Origin of the sequence: Streptomyces sp. NP-1717, from assembly GCF_022695985.1 — a bacterium.
Lineage (GTDB): Bacteria > Actinomycetota > Actinomycetes > Streptomycetales > Streptomycetaceae > Streptomyces.
Window position 1 is genome coordinate 1 of sequence record NZ_JAAPBF010000136.1, and the last position, 19,025, is coordinate 19,025.

Sequence of the window (19,025 nt, forward strand, 5' to 3'; positions counted from 1 at the left end):
CGCCCACGATGAGCGGGTCGGGCTCACCGACGACCGACTCGTCCTTCAGGTCGTAGTCCACCCGCCACAGCAGGCTGCGCATGGCCTCCAGCCGTCCCCGCTTCTTGTCGTTGTTCTTGACCACGGTCCACGGCGCGTACGCGGTGTCGGTGGCCCGGAACATGTCGACCTTGGCGGCGGTGTACGCGTCCCAGAGGTCGAGCGACGCGACGTCGGTGGGCGAGAGCTTCCACTGCCGTACGGGATCGATCTGCCGGATCGCGAACCGGGTGCGCTGCTCGTCGTGCGAGACCGAGAACCAGAACTTGACCAGCAGGATGCCGTCGTCGGTGAGCATCCGCTCGAACTGGGGCGCCTGGTGGAGGAAGTGCATGTACTCGCCCGGGGTGCAGAAGCCCATCACCCGCTCGACACCGGCCCGGTTGTACCAGGAGCGGTCGAAGAAGACGATCTCCCCGGCGGAGGGCAGGTGCGCGACGTACCGCTGGAAGTACCACTGCCCCGCTTCCCGCTCCGTGGGCTTCTCCAGGGCCACCACGCGGGCGCCACGCGGGTTGAGCCGCTCGGTGAACCGCTGGATGGTGCCGCCCTTGCCCGCCGCGTCCCGGCCCTCGCAGACCACGACCACCCGCTGGCCGGTGTCCTTGACCCAGCGCTGCAACTTGAGCAGTTCGATCTGGAGGATGCGCTTCGTCCGCTCGTACTCGCGGCGGCGCATCTTCTCGTCGTACGGGTAGTTCTGCCGCCATGTCCGGACGGGGCGCCCGGACTTGTCGAGCAGGACGGGCTGCCGGGGGTCCCGGTCGTCGACCGTCAGCCCGTGCAGAAGGGCCTTCTCGGCGTCCTCACCCGGCGGCATGCGGGTGCCTTCCCCGGTAGGGGGTGGTGACGGTGCGGGGGTCGGCTTCCTCCTCCTCGTCGAGCGGGGGGAGGTCGACCGTGTACTGCGCCTCCAGGAAGAGGTCGCTGTGCTGCGGACGCGAAACGGACTCATCTGCCGCGGGAAGAGGCGCGGTTCGGACGATACGACGCTGAGAGCTCTGCATCCAAGACCATCCAGGGAAAGGGTGTCGCACGGGCCGCGCGGCCCATTGCCGGGCGACTGTCTCATCCTCGCACAGCGCTCGATCTTGGCAGGCGAGCCGAAATGCGCGCCAGGCGCCGTGATCCGCGCCCCGGGCCGCTCCCCCGCCCCGACCGCGGCCCGGCGGGGTCAGCCCGTGGGCCGGTCGAGGCGGAAGCGGCCGAGCACCCGGTCCACCAACTGGCCCGCCGCCCCGGTGTAGTGCGCCGGGTCCGACAGCTTGCGGAGGTCGTCGGCCGACCGGCGTCCCGCCAGTTCGGGGGCTTCGGCCAGAACGTCCGCGAGGTGCCTGCCGGAGGTGGCGGCCCGCGCCGACGCGCGGCCGAGCAGCGCCTTGGCCCCGGCCCTGCCGAGTTCGACGGAGAGCAGCGCCGCGAGCCGTTCCGAGACGACCAGACCGCCCGTCAGGTCCAGGTTGGCCCGCATCCGCTCCTCGTGGACGGTCAGACCCTCCGTCAGCTCCGCGGCGGTGTGCGCCGCGCCGCCGGCCAGGCGCAGGGCGTCGCGCAGCGGCAGCCACTCCGCGTGCCAGGCTCCGGAGGGCCGCTCGTCGTCGTGGACCGACACCTGCGTGAGGGTGCCGACGAGGGAGGGCACCTGGTAGGAGGCGGAGCGGATCAGCGCCGAGAGCGCGGGGTTGCGTTTGTGCGGCATGGCGGAGGACGTGCCCCGGCCCTCGGCGGCCGGTTCCGCCAGTTCGCCCGTCTCGGTGCGGGACAGCAGCTGGACGTCCGCGGCGATACCGCCGAGCGCGCCGGTCAGCAGGGTGAGCGCCGCGCCGAGGTCGGCGAGAGGCGTGCGGACGGTGTGCCAGGGCACGAGCGGTTCGGTGAGGTCCAGCTCGGCCGCGAGTGCGGCGGGCAGCTCCTCGACGTACCGCCGCCCGCCGTCGTCGGCCGCGGCCGGTGCGTGCAGGAGCGCGTACTCCAGATATCCGGCCATCGTGCCCGCCGCGCCGCCGAGTTGGACCGGCAGGCCCTCCGCGCGCACCCGGCGCAGCCGGTCCCGTGCGTCGAGCACGCCCTGGAGCCAGCCGGCCGCCTTGAGGCCGAACGTGGTCGGGACGGCGTGCTGGCCGAGGGTGCGGGCGGCCATGGGGGTGTCGCGGTGCCGGGCGGCGAGGCCGGCCAGCGCGGCGGCGGTGCGGTCCAGGTCGGCCAGGACGAGGTCCAGGGTGCGCGCGGCGAGAAGCATGAGGCCGGTGTCGAGGATGTCCTGGCTGGTGGAGCCCTGGTGGACGCTGTGCGCGGCCTCCGCGTCCTCGGCGGCGACCAGCGCGGTGAGCCGCCGTACGAGGGGGACGACCGGGTTGGCGGCGCCGCGCGCCTGGACCGCCAGCTCGTACAGGTCGAAGTGTTCGGCCCGCGCGGCCTCGCCGATGGCGCGGGCGGCGGACTCGGGTACGGTGCCGAGCCGGGCCTGCACCCGTGCGAGGGCCGCTTCGGTGTCGAGCATGGCCTGGAGGCACGCGGCGTCGGTGGTGGCGGCCTCGGCCGGGGTGCCCGCCCGGACCGGGGAGAAGAGTCCCGTGTCGGCCGGTGGCTGACTGCTCGTCATATCTGAATCCTCGTCAACTCGCGCTCGGCGCAGATGATTTCACGTGGTCCTCGACTTCTGGTGGTCCGTCACCGGAGGCCGGGGCGGCCCGGCGGGCAGGGCCAGGACGGCGAGCGCGATCGCGTCGGAGTCCCCCAGGGTGACGGAGTTGACACCGGGGCGGACCCCGGCGGCGGTCGCCCAGTGCACGGACTCGGTCGGCACACCGTAGGCGAAGCGCCGGGGGTGGGCGCGGCCCTCGGTGTCCACCAGCCGGTAGGGCCGGGGGGTGACGGCCAGTCCGCCGGTCTCGTACGCGCCGAGTTCCGGATCGGCTATGGCGTAGGGGCGGCACTGGCCGGTGGCCAGCAGGTCGTTGAGCAGCGGATCGGTCGTCCGGCGCAGGTCGGGCTCGGGCAGCCGGGCCTCGACCAGGGTGGTGACGCGGGTCAGGGAGCCGGGTACGGCGGGTGCCTCGACGGTGAAGACGCCCTGGTCCGCGTCGGTGCCGACGCGCATGCCGGGGCCGAGGACGGTCAGTACCCCGGCCTCGACGAGCGCGATCATCTGCTCGATCCGGCCGGCCGGCGGGCCGATCGACAGGAAGGCGTTGAGCGGGGTGTACCAGCGTTCCAGGTCGTCGCGGTGCGAGCGGCCGGTGAGCCCGCCGTGGTCGACCACCAGCCGGATCTCGTTGCGCAGGTCCCGCAGCACGTCGAGGGCGGACTTGAGCGGGCCCTCGACGTTGCCCGCCTCGGACTCGGCGAGGTCCAGGCGCAGGGTGTCCAGCAGCCAGTCCCGGTGGTCCCCGACGCTCCTAAAGCCCTGGCCGGCGTGGGGCAGGGAGAGGTGCTTCCAGTCCCAGTGGTCCTCGGGGCCGATGCCGTACGCGTCGAGCAGGTCGGACTCCCCGGCCGATCCCCAGGCGGATTCGAGATAGCGGTCGCCGAACCGGCCGGCCTCGCGCTCCCCGGCGCGCCGGGCGAGCAGCGCCGTGTAGTAGACGGTCTCGACCTCCTTGGCGATCAGCGGCCACAGGTCGCGCCCGAAGTCGAGGCCGCCGCCGAGCCGGGCGGCGGTGCGCAGCCGCTCCAGCACCTCCGGGGTGAGGACCCGTGGGATGTGCCGGCCGTGCGCGCCCTTCTGGTTGCGGCCCCGCGAGTGGTACGGGACGCCCCGCCGGGAGGCGGCGTACAGGCGCGGTTCGCGTCCGGACGGGCCGTAGAGGAGCCGGCCGTCCCGGCGGGTGTAGGTGCCGCCCCGGCCGAGTGTGAAGAGCGTGAGGTGGTCGAAGAAGTTGAGCCCGAGTCCGCGCAGGGCGACGGCCTCGCCCGGCCGGACGGCGGACAGGTCGGTGTCGGCGGGGTTGGCGGGCTGGACGTAGGTCAGCCCGTGGGTCCGCGCGAAGCCGGCGAGTTCGCGCTCGCCGGGGCCGCCCCGGACGGGGAGGTGGCCCTGGGCCAGGACGACCGCGTCCAGGCCGTCCAGGCGGGAGCCGTCGGAGAGGTGGACGCTCTGCGGTCCGCCGGGACCCTCCGGGCCGTCGGGGGCGCCGTCCAGCCGGACCGCCTGCCACGGGTGGACGACGACGCGCACGTGCGCGGGCGCGGTGCGCACGACGTGCCGGAAGACCCATTCCAGGTAGTGGCCGTAGAAGGCGCGGGTCGGGTAGGAGTCCGGGGTGAGGTCGCGGGCCTCGGCGCGTACCTGGTCGTCGTAAGCCTCCCCGGGCGCTTCGCCCGGGGCCGCCGCCGTACGTACCGCCCAGTCGTACAGGCTGGGGCCGGGGGCGAGTTCGCCGTCGATCTCCACGCTCTCGTCGGTGAACAGCGTGACCTGCGAGGCGACGGTGTTCATCAGCAGATGGTGGGACTGGTCGGTGCGCCACACGCCCCCGGCGCCGGGGCGGTGGGGGTCGACGACGTGCACCGTGAGGGTGGAGCCGGCCGGCAGGCCCCGGCGCGCGTTGGCGCAGAGCCGTTCCAGCACCGAGAGCCCACGGGGCCCCGCACCGACGATGCAGACCTCCAGATGTCCGTCACTCACGCGTGTGTCTCCGTCTCCCGTTGGACGGCCCTGGTTGCGGCCGGTGTCTTGCTCGCCTCGCTCGCCCGGTCACCGCTCGGAGGGCTTCAGAGGACTTCGACGGTGGGGCCGGTCTCCAGCCGGTGCCGGCAGTCCAGGACGAAGTCCGAGGCTCGGGCGACGAGTTCGTAGTCGAAGGCGTCGTGGTCGGTCAGCAGCACCACCGCGTCGGCCGCCGCCAGCTCCTCCTCGGTGAAGTCGCAGCGGGTCAGCCTGCTGTTCACGGTGACCGCCTCGACCACGTACGGGTCGGCCGCGCGCACTTCCGCGCCGAGCCCGAGCAGCAGCTCCGCCACGCGCAGCGCGGGCGACTCGCGCGCGTCGCCGGTGTTCGGCTTGTACGCGAGGCCGAGCAGCAGGACCCGGGAGCCGGCCAGCGGCCTGCGGCGGGCGTTGAAGGCGAGCAGCAGCCGCTGGACCACGTGGTCGGGCATGTGTCCGTTGATCTCGTTGGCGAGTTCGACGAACTGGAAGCTGCGGCCGAGGGTGCGCCTGACCCGCCAGGACAGGTACTCGGGGTCGACCGGCAGACAGTGCCCGCCGACCCCGGGGCCGGGGGTGAAGCGCATGAAGCCGAAGGGCTTGGAGGCGGCGGCGTCCAGCGCCTCCCAGACGTCGACGCCGAGTTCGTGCGCGTACATCGCCATCTCGTTGACCAGGGCGATGTTGACGTGCCTGAAGGTGTTCTCGATGAGCTTCGACAGCTCGGCGACCTCGGTCGTGCGCACGGGCACGGTGTTGCTGGTGATCGTGTCGTAGAAGGCCTGTACGGCGGTGAGCGACGCCGGGTCGATGCCGGAGACCACCTTGGGCGTGTTCTCCAGCCGCCAGGTGGGGTTGCCGGGGTCGATGCGCTCGGGGCTGTAGCCGAGGTGGAAGTCCTGGCCGGCGACGAGGCCCGAGCCCTCCTCCAGCAGCGGGACGAGCAGTTCGACGGTGGTGCCGGGGTACGTGGTCGACTCCAGGACCACGGTCGCGCCGGGGCGCAGCCGGCCGGCGAGGGTGTGGGCCGCCGACTCGATGTACGAGAGGTCGGGGGCACCGTCGCGCAGCGGGGTGGGCACGGTGACGACGGCGATGTCGAAGCCGTCGAGGTCCGTGGGGTCGGTGGTGGGCAGATAGGTGCCCCGGTCGAGGAGTTCGGCGAGCTGCGCGTCGGGGATGTCCTCGACGTAGGACTCACCGCTGACGAGTCGTTTGACGCGCTCGGTGTCCACGTCGTAACCGACCACTTGGTGGCCGGCCTGTGCGGCCCGGACGGCCAGCGGCAGGCCCACGTACCCCTGCCCGACAACGACGACCTTGCTTTTCACGGTTGCTCCCGTCGGAGAAGATTGGTCAGTTGGTCAGGGTCGGGCGACAGCGGTCGGCGACGGCGGCCGGGCGACAGCGGCCGACCGCACGTGTGTGGGGGGCCGCGCGCCGGGGGTCAGTCGAAGAAGGCGCAGACCACGTCGGCCGTGCGCTCGACCTGACTGTCCGTCAGGCTGAGGTTCAGCGGCAGCGCGAGATGGCGCGCGCTCGCCAGTTCCGTACCGGGACGCCGTCCGTCCGCGCCCGGTCCGGCGTACGCGGCGAAGGCGGCCAGCCTCGGCAGCGGCACCGGGTAGTACACGCGGCTGCCGATGCCGTGCGCGGCGAGGTGCGCCGCCAGCGAGTCGCGGCAGATGGTCTGTACGGCGTAGACGTAGTGGCACTGGCCGTCGGCGCCGGTCGTGGGGGCGAGCAGACCGCTCCCGCGCAGCGCCGCGAACCGTGAGTTGTAGTGCGCGGCGATGGCGGCGCGCCGGGCGATCATGCCGTCGGCGCGGTCCAGGCGGGCGAGCTGATAGCCGGCCAGCACCTCGTCGAAGCGGCTGTTGAGACCGACCTCGTGGTGCACGAAGCGCTGCACACCGTCCTGCCCGTGGTTGCGCAACCGCCGTACCAGCGTGGCGAGTTCGATGTTGTCGGAGAGGACGACGGCGCCTTCGCCGGGCATCCCGAACGGTTTGACCGGGAAGAACGAGTAGAGCCCGATGTCCCCCCAGGTGCCGGCCGCCCGGCCGCCCAGGGTCGCGCCCTGGGCCACCGCCGCGTCCTCGACGACCGAGATGCCTCGGCGCCGGGCGAAGGCCGTGATCGCGGGCATGTCGGCCATCGTCGTGAACGTGTGGGCGGGGACGACCGCGCGGGTGCGCTCCGTCACCCGGCTCTCGGCGTCGACGGGGTCCATGACCATCGTCACCGGGTCGACATCGGCGAAGACCGGCACCCCGCCGATGGCGAGCACCGTCGCGGCCAGCGGCTCCGCGCCGAAGGCGGGCACGATCACCTCGTCGCCGGGGACGACCCCGACGGCCCGCAGGGCGAGGACGAGGGCGCTTGTCCCGCTGGCGCAGGCGACGACGTCGCGCACACCCGCGCGGTCGGCCAGCCGCCGCTCCAGTTCGGCGGTGCGGCGGCCGAGTATGAACTTCTGCTCGGGGTCGGTTCCGACCTCGTACAGCACCTCGCGCAGCAGTTCACGGTCCGCGTCGGGGAGCCGGGTGTGCGCGTAGGGGACGGTCTCGGGCGTCGACGTGGCCGCGGCGACACGGGTCGGGGCGGCCTGTACGGGCGAGGTCTCGGTGGTCATGACGTACTCCCGGTGAAGAAGGAGCGGACGGCGTCGCACACCCGGCCGAGCTGCGCGAGGGTCAGCTCGGGGTAGAGCGGCAGTGCCACGGTGCGGTGGCTGGCGGCCTCGGCGTGCGGGAAGTCGCCTTCCTGGTGGCCGAGATGGGCGAAGCACGGCTGGAGGTGCAGCGGCAGCGGGTAGTACGTCTCGGTGCCGATGCCCGCGGCCGCGAGGTGCGAGACGAGGGCGTCGCGCCGGTCGGTCTCGATGAGATAGACGTAGAAGACCGGATCCACCGGCTCGCCGCGCTCCACGACCGCCGGCAGTCCGCGGACGCCGGGGATGCCGCGCAGCCGGCGGGTGTACGCGTCCGCGAGCACGGCGCGGCGGCGGATGTCGTCGTCCAGCGTGGTCAGCTTCGTCAGCAGGGCCGCGGCCTGGAGTTCGTCCATCTTGCTGTTGGTGCCCGCCAGTTCGCCCTGGCGCGCGTACTCGGCGCGGGCGGCGGGCGCGGCGGGCTTCCCGCCGGGGGCCGGGGACGAGGGCGCCAGTGCGGGCCGCCCGTGGTCGCGCAGCCGCTGGACGGCGCCGGCGAGCGCGTCGTCGTCGGTCAGCACCATCCCGGCGTCGCCGAGCGCGCCCAGGGTCTTGGTGGGGAAGAACGACAGCACGCCGCCCGCCCCGATCAGACCGGTGTGGCGCCCGTTCAGCCGCATCCCGATGCCCTCGGCGCTGTCCTCCAGGACGAGCAGGCCGTGGCGTTCGGCGACGGCGAGTACCGCGGTCATGTCGGCGGGCTGGCAGAACAGGTGCACCGGCATGACGGCCTTGGTGCGCGGTGTGATCAGCGCTTCGAGGGCGGCCGGGTCGATGTTGTACGTGAGCGGATCGACGTCGGCGAAGACGGGGACCGCCCCGACGAGCGCCACGGAACTGGCCGACGCGAAGAAGCTGAAGGCCGGCACGATCACCTCGTCACCGGGGCCGATCCCCGCCGCGCGCAGCAGCAGGACCAGCGCGTCGGTGCCGTTGCCGACGGCTATCGCGTGCCGGGCACCGGTGTACGCGCGCAGCGCGGCCTCCAGCTCGGCGGTCTTCGGCCCGTTGGAGTACGTCCCCGACTCGCAGACCTCGTCGAGATACGCGCTCAGCCGGGGCCACAGGCGCTCGAAGGATTCCGCCTGCGTGAAGAACGGGACGGTGCTCGCCGGAGCCGGCATCGCCTTGCTGTCCATTTCACTCCACTCAAGTCGGCGGTGCTGTGCGGAATCCACGGTTCGGCTCGTCGGAACTGCTCGTCGGAACTCCGCGGTTCTGCTCGTTACGTCCGATCGAACGTAGACCGCGCCCTCACACCCCTTCGATAGCAATCACCCGGCAATCCATTGGCAGTTGCGGGGGACAGTGCAGGCAAGAGCGTGCAGGACCCTGCCTATTACCTGGCTCCTTGGTTATTGCCGGTCCGAAAAACCTTGACTTGCCTCTTCGGTGTGGTCGACGGTGAAGCCCAATTCCACGGACCGACAGGAGTTTCCAGTCGTGACCGACATCGTGTCCGACAAGAAAGTGATCCTCGCCGAGCCACGCGGATTCTGTGCGGGGGTACGCCGGGCGATTGAAATCGTCGAGAAGGCATTGGAGGTCCACGGCGCTCCCGTCTATGTGCGAAAAGAAATCGTGCACAACCACTACGTGGTGGGGGTGCTGAAGCGGCGCGGCGCGATCTTCGTGGACTCCGAGGCGGAGGTTCCGCCCGGCGCGGTCTGTGTGTTCTCCGCGCACGGGGTGGCGCCCGAGGTCCGCGAGAACGCGAAGGCCCGCCGGCTCGACACCATCGACGCGACCTGCCCGCTGGTCTCCAAGGTCCACCAGGAGGCCCGGCGCTACGCCCGCGACGGCCGCACCCTGCTGCTGGTCGGCCACGCCGACCACGAGGAGGTCGAGGGCACGTACGGCGAGGCCCCCGACCGCACGGTGATCGTGGAGAGCGAGGAGAGCGCGCGGGCGCTCGATCTGCCGCGTGACACCCCGGTCGCGGTGCTCACCCAGACGACGCTCTCGATGGACGAGACCGCCGGCATCGTCTCCGTACTCAACGAGCGCTTCGACGATCTGCGGAGCCCGGCCGACGGCGACATCTGCTACGCGAGCACCAACCGGCAGGTCGCGGTGAAGCAGATCGCCGCGCGCAGCGATCTCGTCCTGGTCGTCGGATCGCGCAACTCCAGCAACTCGGTACGGATGGTGGAGGTCGCCCTCCTCGAAGGGACCGCCGCCTATCTGGTGCCGGACGTCACCGAACTCGACACGAGCTGGCTGGAGGGAGTGGGGACGATCGGCGTGAGCGCCGGCGCCAGCGCGCCCGAGCTGCTGGTGGACCAACTGCTGGAGCGGCTCGACGAGTTGGGGTACCACGACGTGGAGCTGTCCGTGACGACCAAGGAGGACATCGTCTTCCAGCTGCCGTCGGGCCTCCAGCAGGCGCGGCCGTCCGCCTGATCCGTCCCTCCCCTCCGGCGGGAGCCGTACGGCTCGCACCGTTCGGTGCCGGAGCCGGCGCCGCGAGCCCGGAGCCCCACGCCTCGGAGCCGTACGCCTGACATCACGGGCCCGGCGCCACGAGGACCAGATCGCCGGCACGACCGCCGACACGACAGGAGAACGCTCATGACCGTCTCACCGCCCGCACCGGCCGTCGAGCACCTCGGAGGACTCGCCGCGCAGTCCCGCGCGGCCGTCCTGGACCGCACCGAGGAGCGGCTCGACGCCATGCTCGCCGCGGAGCACTCCCGCTGGGCGGCGGTCGACGCGCGCGCCGCGGTCCCCATCGACGCCATCGGCGAACTGATCCGCGCGGGCGGCAAGCGCCTGCGCCCCGCGTTCTGCGCGGCCGGCTTCCTGGCGGCGGGCGGCGACCTGTCCGACTCGCGGGTGGTGGACGCGGCGGCGGCCATCGAGATGCTGCACGCGTTCGCGCTCATCCACGACGACGTCATCGACGACTCCGACCTGCGGCGCGGCAAGCCCACCGTCCATGTCCAGCACATCGAGCGGCACCGGGCGCAGGGCTGGCAGGGCGAGGCCCGCCGGTACGGCGAGGGCATCGCCGTACTCGCGGGCGACCTGGCCTTCTCGTACGCCGGGCAGCTCATCCAGGACCTGCCCGCCGAGGCCCGGCTGGTCTGGGGGCGGCTCGTCAGCGAGATGATCATCGGCCAGCACCTGGACGTGACGGTCGCCGCGGAATCCCTCCCGGACCCCAAGCTGGCCCGCTACATCGCCAACGCCAAGTCCGGTCACTACAGCATCCACCGCCCGCTGGAGCTGGGCGCGGCCATCGCGGGCGACACCTCCGCGGCCGCCGCCTTCGAGGCGTACGGCACCGCGCTGGGCGAGGCGTTCCAGCTGCGCGACGACCTCATCGACACGTACGGCGACGCGGACGCGGTCGGCAAGCCGGTCGGCCTGGACGCCGAACAGCACAAGATGACGCTCCTGGTGAGCCTCGCCGCGCTGCGCGACGCGCGCGTCGGCGAGCTGGTCCAGGCGGCCGAGTGGGACGGCGCCGCGCTGGCCGAGGCGCTGACCAGCAGCGGCGTTCGCGCCGAAGTGGAGCAGCGTATCGACGAGTTGGTGGTCCAGGCGCACGAGGCGCTGTCGGCGGCGCCCATCAGCGAGGAGTGGAAGAGCGAACTCGCCGACATGGCCACGTCCGTGGCCTACCGCGACCACTGATCCGCCGGCCCGTTCCCTTTCTCTCCGGACGCCGGATCTCCTCAAGAGCGAAGGTCACGTCATGCTGAACACGTTCATCGTCGGCGGCGGGCGAGCCGGCCTCGGGCTGCACTGGCCGGTGCTGCGCAAGCTGCGCGCCCGGCCGGACGAAACCGGTCTGTGGTCACCGGACCCGCCCGTGGTCTGGGACGTCCAGGACATCCGTGAACAGGCCCTGACCGAGGGGCTGGTGCCCGCGGAGTCACTGGCGCACGCCGCGAAGCTGGCGGACCCCGCCACCACGGTCGTCCATCTGTGCACGCCGCCGGCCGACCGGTTCTCCACGCTCCAGGAGCTGGCCGACCTCGGCTACACGCGCATCGTGGTCGAGAAGCCGATGGCCGTCGACCTCGCCGGCCTGGAGGCCATCGACATGCTGGCGCGGGTGCGCGGGCTGCGGCTGCGGGTCGTCTCGCCGTGGCTGGCGAGCTCGCTGACCCGGGAGCTGGCCGAGCTGACGCGCTACGGCACGCTGGGCGAGCTGCGTTCGATGGCCTTCACCCAGTTCAAGCCGCGCTGGACGCGCACCCTGCGCTCCAACAACCACACCACCGCGTTCGACGTGGAGCTGCCGCACTCGCTCGGTGTCGCCCTGCGGATCGCGGGGGACGCGCGGATCACCGACGCGGCGCTGACGGACATGCGGATCGGCGACACCGTCATCCCCGACATGGGCGGCGCCCGGCTGACGCTCCAGCACCACAACGGCGTCACGACGGAGATAGCCTCCGACCTCACCTCGCCGATCCGCGAGCGCCGTGTCGGGCTGCGGTTCGACACCGGCGACGTCGTCGGCCACTACCCGATCAGCGACGTCGACCACCACGCCAGCCTGACCGTCCACGACGACACGGGCGGCGGCGCGGCGACCCCGCGGATCCTCTTCGACGACGCGCTGACCAGCTATGTCGACCACGCCTACCGGGAGTACCGGGCGGTCGACGCGAAGGCCGGTGGAGTGGACGGCGGCGGTCCGGATGGTTCGAGCGGTCCGGGCGGCGCGGACGGCCTGGAGGACATGGACGACTACGCGATCGCCCGGCGGGTGGTCCAACTGCTCCAGGAGGCACGGTTGCTGGCCGCCGCACAGGACGCCCGCCAGGACGCGGCGACCCCCGTCCGGCCGCCGCTGACCGGCGTCTCCCCCGCGCTCCGGGGCGGTGCCGACCATGAGGGCTGACATCCGTCTGAGCGGTATCGGCGACGAGGCCGCCCCGGGGCTCGACCGGCAGATCGAGGCCGTGCGACGGCTCGGCTGGGACAGTGTGGAGCTGCGCTCGGTCGACGGTGTTCCCCTGGCCGAACTCGACGGCCCGGCCTTCGACCGGGTGGCCGGATCGGTCGCCGACGCCGGGCTCGGGGTCTCCTGCGTCGACTCCCGGATCGGCAACTGGGCGCGTACGGTCGTCTCCCCGTTCGCCGACGACCTCCACGAGCTGGCGCGGCTGGCCGACCGCTGCGACCGGCTCGGCACCCGCTACGTACGCATCATGTCCTACCCCAACGCCGGTCTGCCGGACGCCGACTGGGAGCGGGAGGCGCTGACACGGATACGACAGCTCACCGTGCGCGCCGAGGACGCCGGCCTGGTGCTGGTGCACGAGAACTGCGCCGGCTGGGCCGCCACCGACCCGGCGCGCATGCTCCGTCTCCTGGAGGCCGCCGACAGCCCCGCGCTGCGGCTGCTCTTCGACGTCGGCAACGGCATCGCGTACGGCTACGAGGCATACGACCATCTCACGCACATCGCGCCCTACGTCGCCCATGTGCATGTGAAGGACGGCACGGGCGACACGAGCGCGCAGTTCTACTCGCTGCCCGGCGACGGGGACTGCCGGGTCGCGGACTCGCTGCGGCTGCTGTTCGGCCAGGGCTACTCCGGTGCCGTCTCGATCGAGCCGCACATCAACATCCGTCCGCACGAGGGCTGGTCGGACCCGTCCGGGGACTACGTGGACGAGTTCGTGACGTACGGGCAGCGGCTCGAAAAGCTCCTGCGCGAGCTGGATCCAGCCGCGGACACGGCCACCGACAAAGCGATCTGACGGGTCGTCGGAAAAGAGAGAGGGGGAATCGCCGCATGACCTACGACCAGCGCCCGGCCTACGACTCGCCGGTCCGGCGGACCGGTCCGGGCGCCGCCGGGCTGACCGAGTCCGACCGGGAACTGCTCCTGCACCTCCTCGCCCTGCGCACCGCAGGTCCGCTGGAGACCGGCGGCCGGGAGCCGGTGGAGCTGTGGGAGGCGCAGAGCGCGTACGCGGAGGCGGCGGGCCGGCTCGGCTTCCGGGTCGTCCACCACGCCCCCGCCGGACCCGACGCCGTCACCGGCTCGGACGTGCCACGGGCCGTCAGCCAGGCGGCCGGCGCCGATCCCGGATTCCTCGACTGCCAGCCGAACATGGTCCTTCGTCTGGGCCCCGAACTGCCGCGCGCCGCCACGGTCATGTTCAACGTGCACATGGACACCGTCGCGGGCGGCGGACCGGTCTCCTTCAGCGGTTCGCGGTTCCACGGCCGCGGCTCCATCGACGCCAAGGGCCCCGCCGTCGGGCTCCTCGCCGGGCTGCGGGCCGCCCTCGCCGCCTCCCCCGCGCTCGGCACCGAGGTGGGCGTGCTGATCCAGCTCGTCGCGGGCGAAGAGGGCGGCGCCATGGGGGTGTTCGGCACGAAGCCACTGGTCGAGCAGGGGTACGTGGGGCGGCTCAACGTGTTCTGCGAGCCGACCGGCTTCCGCGTACTGAGCAGGGCCACCGCCTCCATGACCGCGCGCCTGCGCGTCGACGGCCGCGACGGCATCGACGACGAGCCGGGCGCGGGCCACAACGCGACGGTGTTACTGGGCTATCTCGCCCAGCACCTCGCGTCGGAGCTGCCGCCGTACGCGACCGACGGACAGGTCTGCGTCGCGGGCATGAACACCGGCTCCATGCACAACAAGGTCTACGGCACCGGTCAGTTGCTGATCAACCTGTCGTACGGCTCCCAGGACACCGGGCGCAAGCTGGAAGCCGCGCTGGACGACGTCCTGCGGACCGGCGTGGAGCGGTTCCGCGAACGCTTCGCCGACAGCCCGACCTTCGCCACCACCGCCCGCGACGCCGCACGCGTGACCCATCTGGACTGGCTCAAGCGCGGACTGCCCGCCCTCTACGCCGACGACGCGTGGGTCGGCCAACTGCTGCTCGACCGCGCGGGACTCGCGCCGTGGCCCGCCGAGCTGCCCGCGTTCACCTGTGACGCGATCTGGCTCGCCGGCGTACCCGACACCTCGACGGTGGTCTTCGGCCCCGGCGATCTCGGCGCCAACCAGGCGCACGCGGAAGGTGAGTTCGCCGATCTGGCCGACCTCGACCGGTACGCGCGGCACATCGAGCGCCTGCTCATCTCCTTCGCACGCAATCGGCTGGACCAGGGGAACTGATCTCATGACTACCACGACGACCACGACCGGCTCCGGGGCCGCTTCCGCCGACGCGACACCGCGCGTCGACCTCACCGAGCTGGTGGAGTTCACCGCCGCCGTGTTCCGGCACCACGGGCTGCCCGCCGAGCGGGCCCTGACCGCCGCGCAGGCCCTGGTCCACGGCGACCTGACCGGCATCACCTCGCACGGCCTGACCAATCTCACCCGGCTCTATCTGAAGCTCTTCGAGGACGGCCGCTGCGACTCCGCCGCCGAACACGAGGTGCTGGCCGACCGGGGCGCGGCCGTCCTGGTCGACGCGCACCGCGCCCTCGGCCTCTGGTCGGCGAGCGAGGCCGTGGACCTGGCCGCCGAGCGCGCACTCCAGTACGGCGTGGGGCTGGTCGCCGTACGCGACGCCACCCACCTCGGCTGCGCGGGCGCGCACGCCAAGCGCGCGGCCGACCGCGGGATGATCTGCCTGCTCGTCTCCAACTGCGGTCAGCAGCGCATCATCCGGCCGCCCGGCGGACAGGCCGCCCTGCTCGGCACCAACCCGCTCGCGTTCGCCGCGCCCGCCGGGGCGCGCCCGCCGCTCGTCCTCGACATGAGCACCACCGTCGTCCCGACCGGCCGCGTCCGCGGCGCGGCGCGGGCCGGACAGCCGATCCCGGAGGGCTGGCTGGAGGACAGGGACGGCCTGCCGGTCACCGACCCGCACGCGCTGGACCGGGGCGACGGCTATCTGAAGTGGCTGGGCGGCGATCCGGCCACCGGGGCGTTCAAGGGGTACGGGCTCGGGCTGCTCGTCGAGGTCCTCGGCGCGCTCCTGCCGGGCGCCGGCCTCGGCCCGGCGACCGAGGCCTGGTCCGGCAGCGGCAGCCCCAGCGGCCAGGACGACAACATCGGCTTCACGGTGCTGGTCGTCGCCCCGGCGGAGCTGCGCCCGCGGGAGGACTTCGAGGCACAGACGGCCGGGATGTTCGACGCGCTGACCGGCTCCCCGGCGGTGGACGAGGACCGGCCGGTCCGCTACCCCGGCTGGTTCGAGGCGGAGCGCGCGACGGAGCACGGCAAGAGCGGGGTGCCGCTGTCGGCGGCCCTGTTCGAGGAGCTGGTCACGGTGGCGGCGGAACGCGGCCTGACGGCCCCGAAGGCGCTCAAGGACACGGCTGGCAGGCCGTCCGGCGCCTGAGGACGAGCGCCCGGCCCGTCCGGCGCCCCAGGACACCCACCCCCCGGCACACCGGCAATCGCGTCCAAGGAGGACACAGACAATGAAACCCCTGCGGATAGGCGTGGTGGGGCTCGGGGTCATCTCCCGGTTCTACCTCGACGCCTTCCCCGGCCTGCCCACACTCGACCTGGTCGCGGTCTGCGACCTGCGCGAGGAGGCGCTGGCCCCGCACCGCGCGGCGGGGCTGCCCTGCTACCCGGACCACCGGCGGATGCTGGCCGAGACCGAGCTGGACGCGATCGTCGTCAACGTCCCCAACGACGCGCACGCCGAGGTGTGCCGCGACGCGCTCGAAGCGGGCGTCGCCGTCTGCGTGGAGAAGCCGCTCGCGCTGCACCTCGCCGACGGCCGCGCGCTGACCGAACTGGCCGTGAGCGGCGGCTCGGTGCTCTTCACCGCGTTCCACCGGCGCTACAACGACAACGTGCTCGGCCTGCTGCGTTCGCTCCCCGACGCGGCGGAGGTGGAGTCCGTGACGGTGCGCTATCTGGAGATGATCGAGGAGCACGTCGGGCAGGACCGCTGGTACCTCGACCCCGAGCGCTGCGGCGGCGGCTGTGTCGCCGACAACGGCCCCAACGCCTTCGACGTCGTACGGCTGTTCCTCGGCGAGCTGACGGTCGAGTCCGCCGATGTCGTACGCGACGGGGAGGGCGTCGACCGGCAGGCGCGGGTGGAGCTGCGTTCCGCCGGCGGGGTGCCCGCCACCGTCGAGCTGGACTGGTCGTATCCGGACGGTGAGGCGAAGGACGTCACCGTCCGGCTGAAGGACGGCACCGAGCACCACGCGGACATGCTCGCCGGGCACGCCGCGTTCAAGAGTTCCCTGAAGCACGAATACGTGGGTGTGCTCCAGGAGTTCGAGGAGGCGGTGCGCGCCGGTACGGACGCCTCGCGCGCCGGGCTCGCGATGCTGGAGCTGGTCGACGCGACGTACGCCATGGAGCGGGAGGGGGCGGTCACATGCTGAACAGGACGGCTTACGGGACGCAGGTCCCCGCGCTGCTGGCGCCCAGCCCGGAGAACGGCGACAAGCGCACGGTCAGGTCCGAGGTGGTCAAGGTGCTGCGGCACCGCCGTACGGACCGCGGGATGCGCCTGGAGGAGTTCGCCTCCCGCTGCGTACGCCAGGGCGAGCTGCACGAACTGGTCACCACCGACCATCTGGAGACCGAGGAGGGCTCCCGTATCGACCGGGTCGGCTTCCTCGGATTCGTGGAGATCTCGGTGTCCGGGGTGCTGGACCGGGGCGACATCGTCCTGGTCGACGGCGAGCCCATCGGCACCCTGCTGGGCTTCGACGCCTGCCACTTCCCCAACCACTACAACGTACTGATCCACACCGCCTGGACGCTCACCGGTCCCGAGGCCGGACTGCGGCCCGGCTCGCAGGTCAGTTTCCGGCCGCCGCCGCCCACGGACGGCGACCCGGGAACCGGCCGGCCCTGACCGCTCCGCACCACCGCCGCACGGACACCTCGGCCACGTCGGCCGCCTCGGACATGGAGGGTTCAGTCATGGCACTACTCGACGAGATCGCGGCTCCCCGCGATCTCCGCGGTCTCTCGCCCGCGCAGCTCGGCCAGCTCGCCTCGGAGATCCGGGAGGTGATGATCGACGCGGTGTGCCGCTCCGGCGGACACCTCGGGCCCAACCTGGGCGTGGTCGAACTGACCATCGCGCTGCACCGGGTCTTCGACTCGCCGCGGGACACGCTGCTCTGGGACATCGGCCACCAGACGTACGTGCAGAAGCTGCTGACCGGCCGACGCGCCGGGTTCGACGGTCTGCGCAAGCGTGACGGACTCTCCGGCTACGCCTCGCGGGCCGAGTCCGAGCACGACGTGATCGAGAACTCGCACGCGTCGACGGCGCTCAGTTACGCGGACGGGCTGGCGCGCGCCCGCGAGCTGAGCGGCGACACGGACCGCGCGGTGGTCGCCGTCATCGGTGACGGGGCGCTGACCGGCGGTCTCGCGTGGGAGGCGCTGAACAACCTGGGCGGCGCGCCCCGGCGTCCGGTGATCGTGGTCCTGAACGACAACGAGCGCTCGTACGCGCCGACGGTGGGCGGCCTGGCGGCGCACCTCGGCAAACTGCGGGGGGCCGAGGGCGACGCCGGCGCGGCGAACGTCTTCGAGGAGTTCGGCTTCGGCTATCTCGGTCCGGTCGACGGGCACGACATCGCCGCCGTGGAGGAGGCGCTGGGCCGGGCCCGGGCCCTGGGCGGTCCGGTCGTCGTCCATGTGGTGACGGAGAAGGGGCGCGGCTGGGAGACGGCCGAGACGAACGAGCTGGACCGCTGCCACGTCGTACGGGCGACCCCGTCGGCAGCTGCCGCGCCCGCGTCGAGTCCCGCGTGGACGGCGGTGTTCTCCGACGAGATGGTACGGATCGGGGAAGAGCGCCAGGACGTGGTCGCGATCACGGCGGCGATGGCGGAGCCGGTCGGACTGCTGGACTTCCAGCGGGAGTTCCCGGCGCGCACGATCGACGTCGGGATAGCCGAGCAGCACGCGGCGGCGGCCGCCGCGGGTCTGGCGTTCGGTGGTCTGCACCCGGTGCTGGCCATCTACGCGACGTTCGGCAACCGCATGATCGACCAGATGGTCACCGACATCGCCCTGCACTCCGCCCCGGTCACGCTGGTGATGGACCGCGCGGGTGTCACCGGCGACGACGGCGCCAGCCACAACGGCATGTGGGACCTGACGCTCTTCCAGGCCGTACCGGACATCCGTATCGCCGCGCCGCGAGACGCCGCGAGGCTGCGTGAGCTGCTCCGCGAGGCGGTCGCCTGGGAGCAGGGGCCGACGGTGCTGCGCTTCCCCAAGGGGGCCACCGGCGCGGACATCCCCGCGATCGACACGACCGACGGCTTCGACGTGCTCCACAACGCGCCCGGCCGCGACGTACTGATCGTCTCGGTGGGCCCGATGGCCCGGCTCGCGCTGGACGTCGCCGGTCAGCTCAAGGAGGCGGGCGTCGGGGCGACGGTGGTCGACCCGCGCTGGGTCACCCCGGTCAATCCCACGCTGGTGGAGGCCGCCGCGTACTTCAAACACGTGGTCACCGTCGAGGACAGCGGACGCGTCGGCGGTGTGGGCGCGGCGTTCGCGCAGGCCCTGGCGGACGCCGGGATCGACACGCCCGTACGGAACTTCGGCCTGCCGCGCGAGTTCCTCGACCACGGATCGCGCGCCCAGGTCCTCGCCCACTGCGGGCTGACCGCCGACGCCGTCGCCGGCGCCGTGCTGACTCGGATGAACTCGGAAAGGACACTCGCCTCATGACCGCCATCGCA

Annotated in this window: 16 protein-coding genes; 9 read left to right on the forward strand and 7 right to left on the reverse strand. The window is 72.5% G+C overall.

Annotated features, from left to right (window positions below; genetic code table 11):
• From ppk2 to GXP76_RS23785, 7 genes are all read right to left on the reverse strand, one after another.
• A partial coding sequence (gene ppk2 / locus GXP76_RS23755; RefSeq protein ID WP_242573616.1) for a polyphosphate kinase 2 occupies positions 1 to 859 on the reverse strand: 859 nt, incomplete at its 3' end.
• Positions 846 to 1,046 carry a hypothetical protein gene (locus tag GXP76_RS23760; RefSeq protein ID WP_242573617.1) on the reverse strand — a complete coding sequence of 67 codons (201 nt, stop codon included), beginning with the start codon at positions 1,044 to 1,046 and terminating at the stop codon, positions 846 to 848. The genes GXP76_RS23760 and ppk2, both read right to left, overlap by 14 nt.
• Before the next feature lie 167 nt (positions 1,047 to 1,213).
• Entirely contained in the window at positions 1,214 to 2,641 is a 1,428-nt protein-coding gene (pcaB, locus tag GXP76_RS23765) for a 3-carboxy-cis,cis-muconate cycloisomerase (protein ID WP_242573618.1), read from the reverse strand.
• Between the two features lie 39 nt (positions 2,642 to 2,680).
• Entirely contained in the window at positions 2,681 to 4,666 is a 1,986-nt protein-coding gene (locus GXP76_RS23770; protein WP_242573619.1) for an FAD/NAD(P)-binding domain-containing protein, read from the reverse strand.
• An 86-nt stretch (positions 4,667 to 4,752) separates the two neighbouring features.
• A complete protein-coding gene (locus GXP76_RS23775; RefSeq protein WP_242573620.1) occupies positions 4,753 to 6,018 on the reverse strand; it encodes a nucleotide sugar dehydrogenase in 1,266 nt (421 codons plus the stop codon).
• Between the two features lie 116 nt (positions 6,019 to 6,134).
• Positions 6,135 to 7,322 carry a DegT/DnrJ/EryC1/StrS aminotransferase family protein gene (locus tag GXP76_RS23780; RefSeq protein ID WP_242573621.1) on the reverse strand — a complete coding sequence of 396 codons (1,188 nt, stop codon included), beginning with the start codon at positions 7,320 to 7,322 and terminating at the stop codon, positions 6,135 to 6,137.
• Positions 7,319 to 8,539, reverse strand: coding sequence for a DegT/DnrJ/EryC1/StrS aminotransferase family protein (locus tag GXP76_RS23785; RefSeq protein ID WP_242573622.1), 1,221 nt, complete (start codon positions 8,537 to 8,539; stop codon positions 7,319 to 7,321). The genes GXP76_RS23780 and GXP76_RS23785 overlap by 4 nt, the downstream gene beginning before the upstream one ends.
• 313 nt (positions 8,540 to 8,852) lie before the next feature.
• On the opposite strand from GXP76_RS23785, the gene GXP76_RS23790 reads away from it, so the two are divergent.
• The 9 genes from GXP76_RS23790 to GXP76_RS23830 all read left to right on the forward strand — a co-directional run bounded on the left by GXP76_RS23790 (position 8,853) and on the right by GXP76_RS23830 (position 19,014).
• A complete protein-coding gene (locus tag GXP76_RS23790; RefSeq protein ID WP_242573631.1) occupies positions 8,853 to 9,803 on the forward strand; it encodes a 4-hydroxy-3-methylbut-2-enyl diphosphate reductase in 951 nt (316 codons plus the stop codon).
• A 168-nt stretch (positions 9,804 to 9,971) separates the two neighbouring features.
• Positions 9,972 to 11,039: a polyprenyl synthetase family protein gene (locus GXP76_RS23795; protein ID WP_242573623.1), complete on the forward strand. Its 1,068-nt coding sequence runs from the start codon at positions 9,972 to 9,974 to the stop codon at positions 11,037 to 11,039.
• A gap of 61 nt (positions 11,040 to 11,100) precedes the next feature.
• Positions 11,101 to 12,258, forward strand: a complete 1,158-nt coding sequence (locus GXP76_RS23800; RefSeq protein WP_242573624.1) for a Gfo/Idh/MocA family oxidoreductase — start codon at positions 11,101 to 11,103, stop codon at positions 12,256 to 12,258.
• Positions 12,248 to 13,123 carry a sugar phosphate isomerase/epimerase gene (locus GXP76_RS23805; protein ID WP_242573625.1) on the forward strand — a complete coding sequence of 292 codons (876 nt, stop codon included), beginning with the start codon at positions 12,248 to 12,250 and terminating at the stop codon, positions 13,121 to 13,123. Before GXP76_RS23800 ends, GXP76_RS23805 begins: the two co-directional genes overlap by 11 nt.
• A gap of 35 nt (positions 13,124 to 13,158) precedes the next feature.
• On the forward strand, positions 13,159 to 14,502 hold the full coding sequence (locus tag GXP76_RS23810) for a M20/M25/M40 family metallo-hydrolase (protein WP_242573626.1): 1,344 nt from the start codon (positions 13,159 to 13,161) through the stop codon (positions 14,500 to 14,502).
• Between the two features lie 4 nt (positions 14,503 to 14,506).
• Positions 14,507 to 15,679: an Ldh family oxidoreductase gene (locus tag GXP76_RS23815; protein ID WP_242573627.1), complete on the forward strand. Its 1,173-nt coding sequence runs from the start codon at positions 14,507 to 14,509 to the stop codon at positions 15,677 to 15,679.
• An 82-nt stretch (positions 15,680 to 15,761) separates the two neighbouring features.
• The gene (locus GXP76_RS23820; RefSeq protein WP_242573628.1) at positions 15,762 to 16,691 is read left to right on the forward strand and encodes a Gfo/Idh/MocA family protein; all 930 of its coding nucleotides are present in this window, start codon (positions 15,762 to 15,764) and stop codon (positions 16,689 to 16,691) included.
• The gene (locus tag GXP76_RS23825; RefSeq protein ID WP_242573629.1) at positions 16,685 to 17,170 is read left to right on the forward strand and encodes a hypothetical protein; all 486 of its coding nucleotides are present in this window, start codon (positions 16,685 to 16,687) and stop codon (positions 17,168 to 17,170) included. The genes GXP76_RS23820 and GXP76_RS23825 overlap by 7 nt, the downstream gene beginning before the upstream one ends.
• A gap of 68 nt (positions 17,171 to 17,238) precedes the next feature.
• Entirely contained in the window at positions 17,239 to 19,014 is a 1,776-nt protein-coding gene (locus GXP76_RS23830) for a 1-deoxy-D-xylulose-5-phosphate synthase (RefSeq protein ID WP_242573630.1), read from the forward strand.
• Positions 19,015 to 19,025 lie beyond the last annotated feature (11 nt).

Bases quoted from the DNA above. Each gene is read 5' to 3' on its own strand.
- GXP76_RS23760 (WP_242573617.1), bottom strand. From the start codon at position 1,046: ATGCAGAGCTCTCAGCGTCGTATCGTCCGAACCGCGCCTCTTCCCGCG.
- pcaB (WP_242573618.1), bottom strand. From the start codon at position 2,641: ATGACGAGCAGTCAGCCACCGGCCGACACGGGACTCTTCTCCCCGGTC.
- GXP76_RS23780 (WP_242573621.1), bottom strand. From the start codon at position 7,322: ATGACCACCGAGACCTCGCCCGTACAGGCCGCCCCGACCCGTGTCGCC.
- GXP76_RS23785 (WP_242573622.1), bottom strand. From the start codon at position 8,539: ATGGACAGCAAGGCGATGCCGGCTCCGGCGAGCACCGTCCCGTTCTTC.
- GXP76_RS23795 (WP_242573623.1), top strand. From the start codon at position 9,972: ATGACCGTCTCACCGCCCGCACCGGCCGTCGAGCACCTCGGAGGACTC.
- GXP76_RS23800 (WP_242573624.1), top strand. From the start codon at position 11,101: ATGCTGAACACGTTCATCGTCGGCGGCGGGCGAGCCGGCCTCGGGCTG.
- GXP76_RS23805 (WP_242573625.1), top strand. From the start codon at position 12,248: ATGAGGGCTGACATCCGTCTGAGCGGTATCGGCGACGAGGCCGCCCCG.
- GXP76_RS23810 (WP_242573626.1), top strand. From the start codon at position 13,159: ATGACCTACGACCAGCGCCCGGCCTACGACTCGCCGGTCCGGCGGACC.
- GXP76_RS23815 (WP_242573627.1), top strand. From the start codon at position 14,507: ATGACTACCACGACGACCACGACCGGCTCCGGGGCCGCTTCCGCCGAC.
- GXP76_RS23820 (WP_242573628.1), top strand. From the start codon at position 15,762: ATGAAACCCCTGCGGATAGGCGTGGTGGGGCTCGGGGTCATCTCCCGG.
- GXP76_RS23825 (WP_242573629.1), top strand. From the start codon at position 16,685: ATGCTGAACAGGACGGCTTACGGGACGCAGGTCCCCGCGCTGCTGGCG.
- GXP76_RS23830 (WP_242573630.1), top strand. From the start codon at position 17,239: ATGGCACTACTCGACGAGATCGCGGCTCCCCGCGATCTCCGCGGTCTC.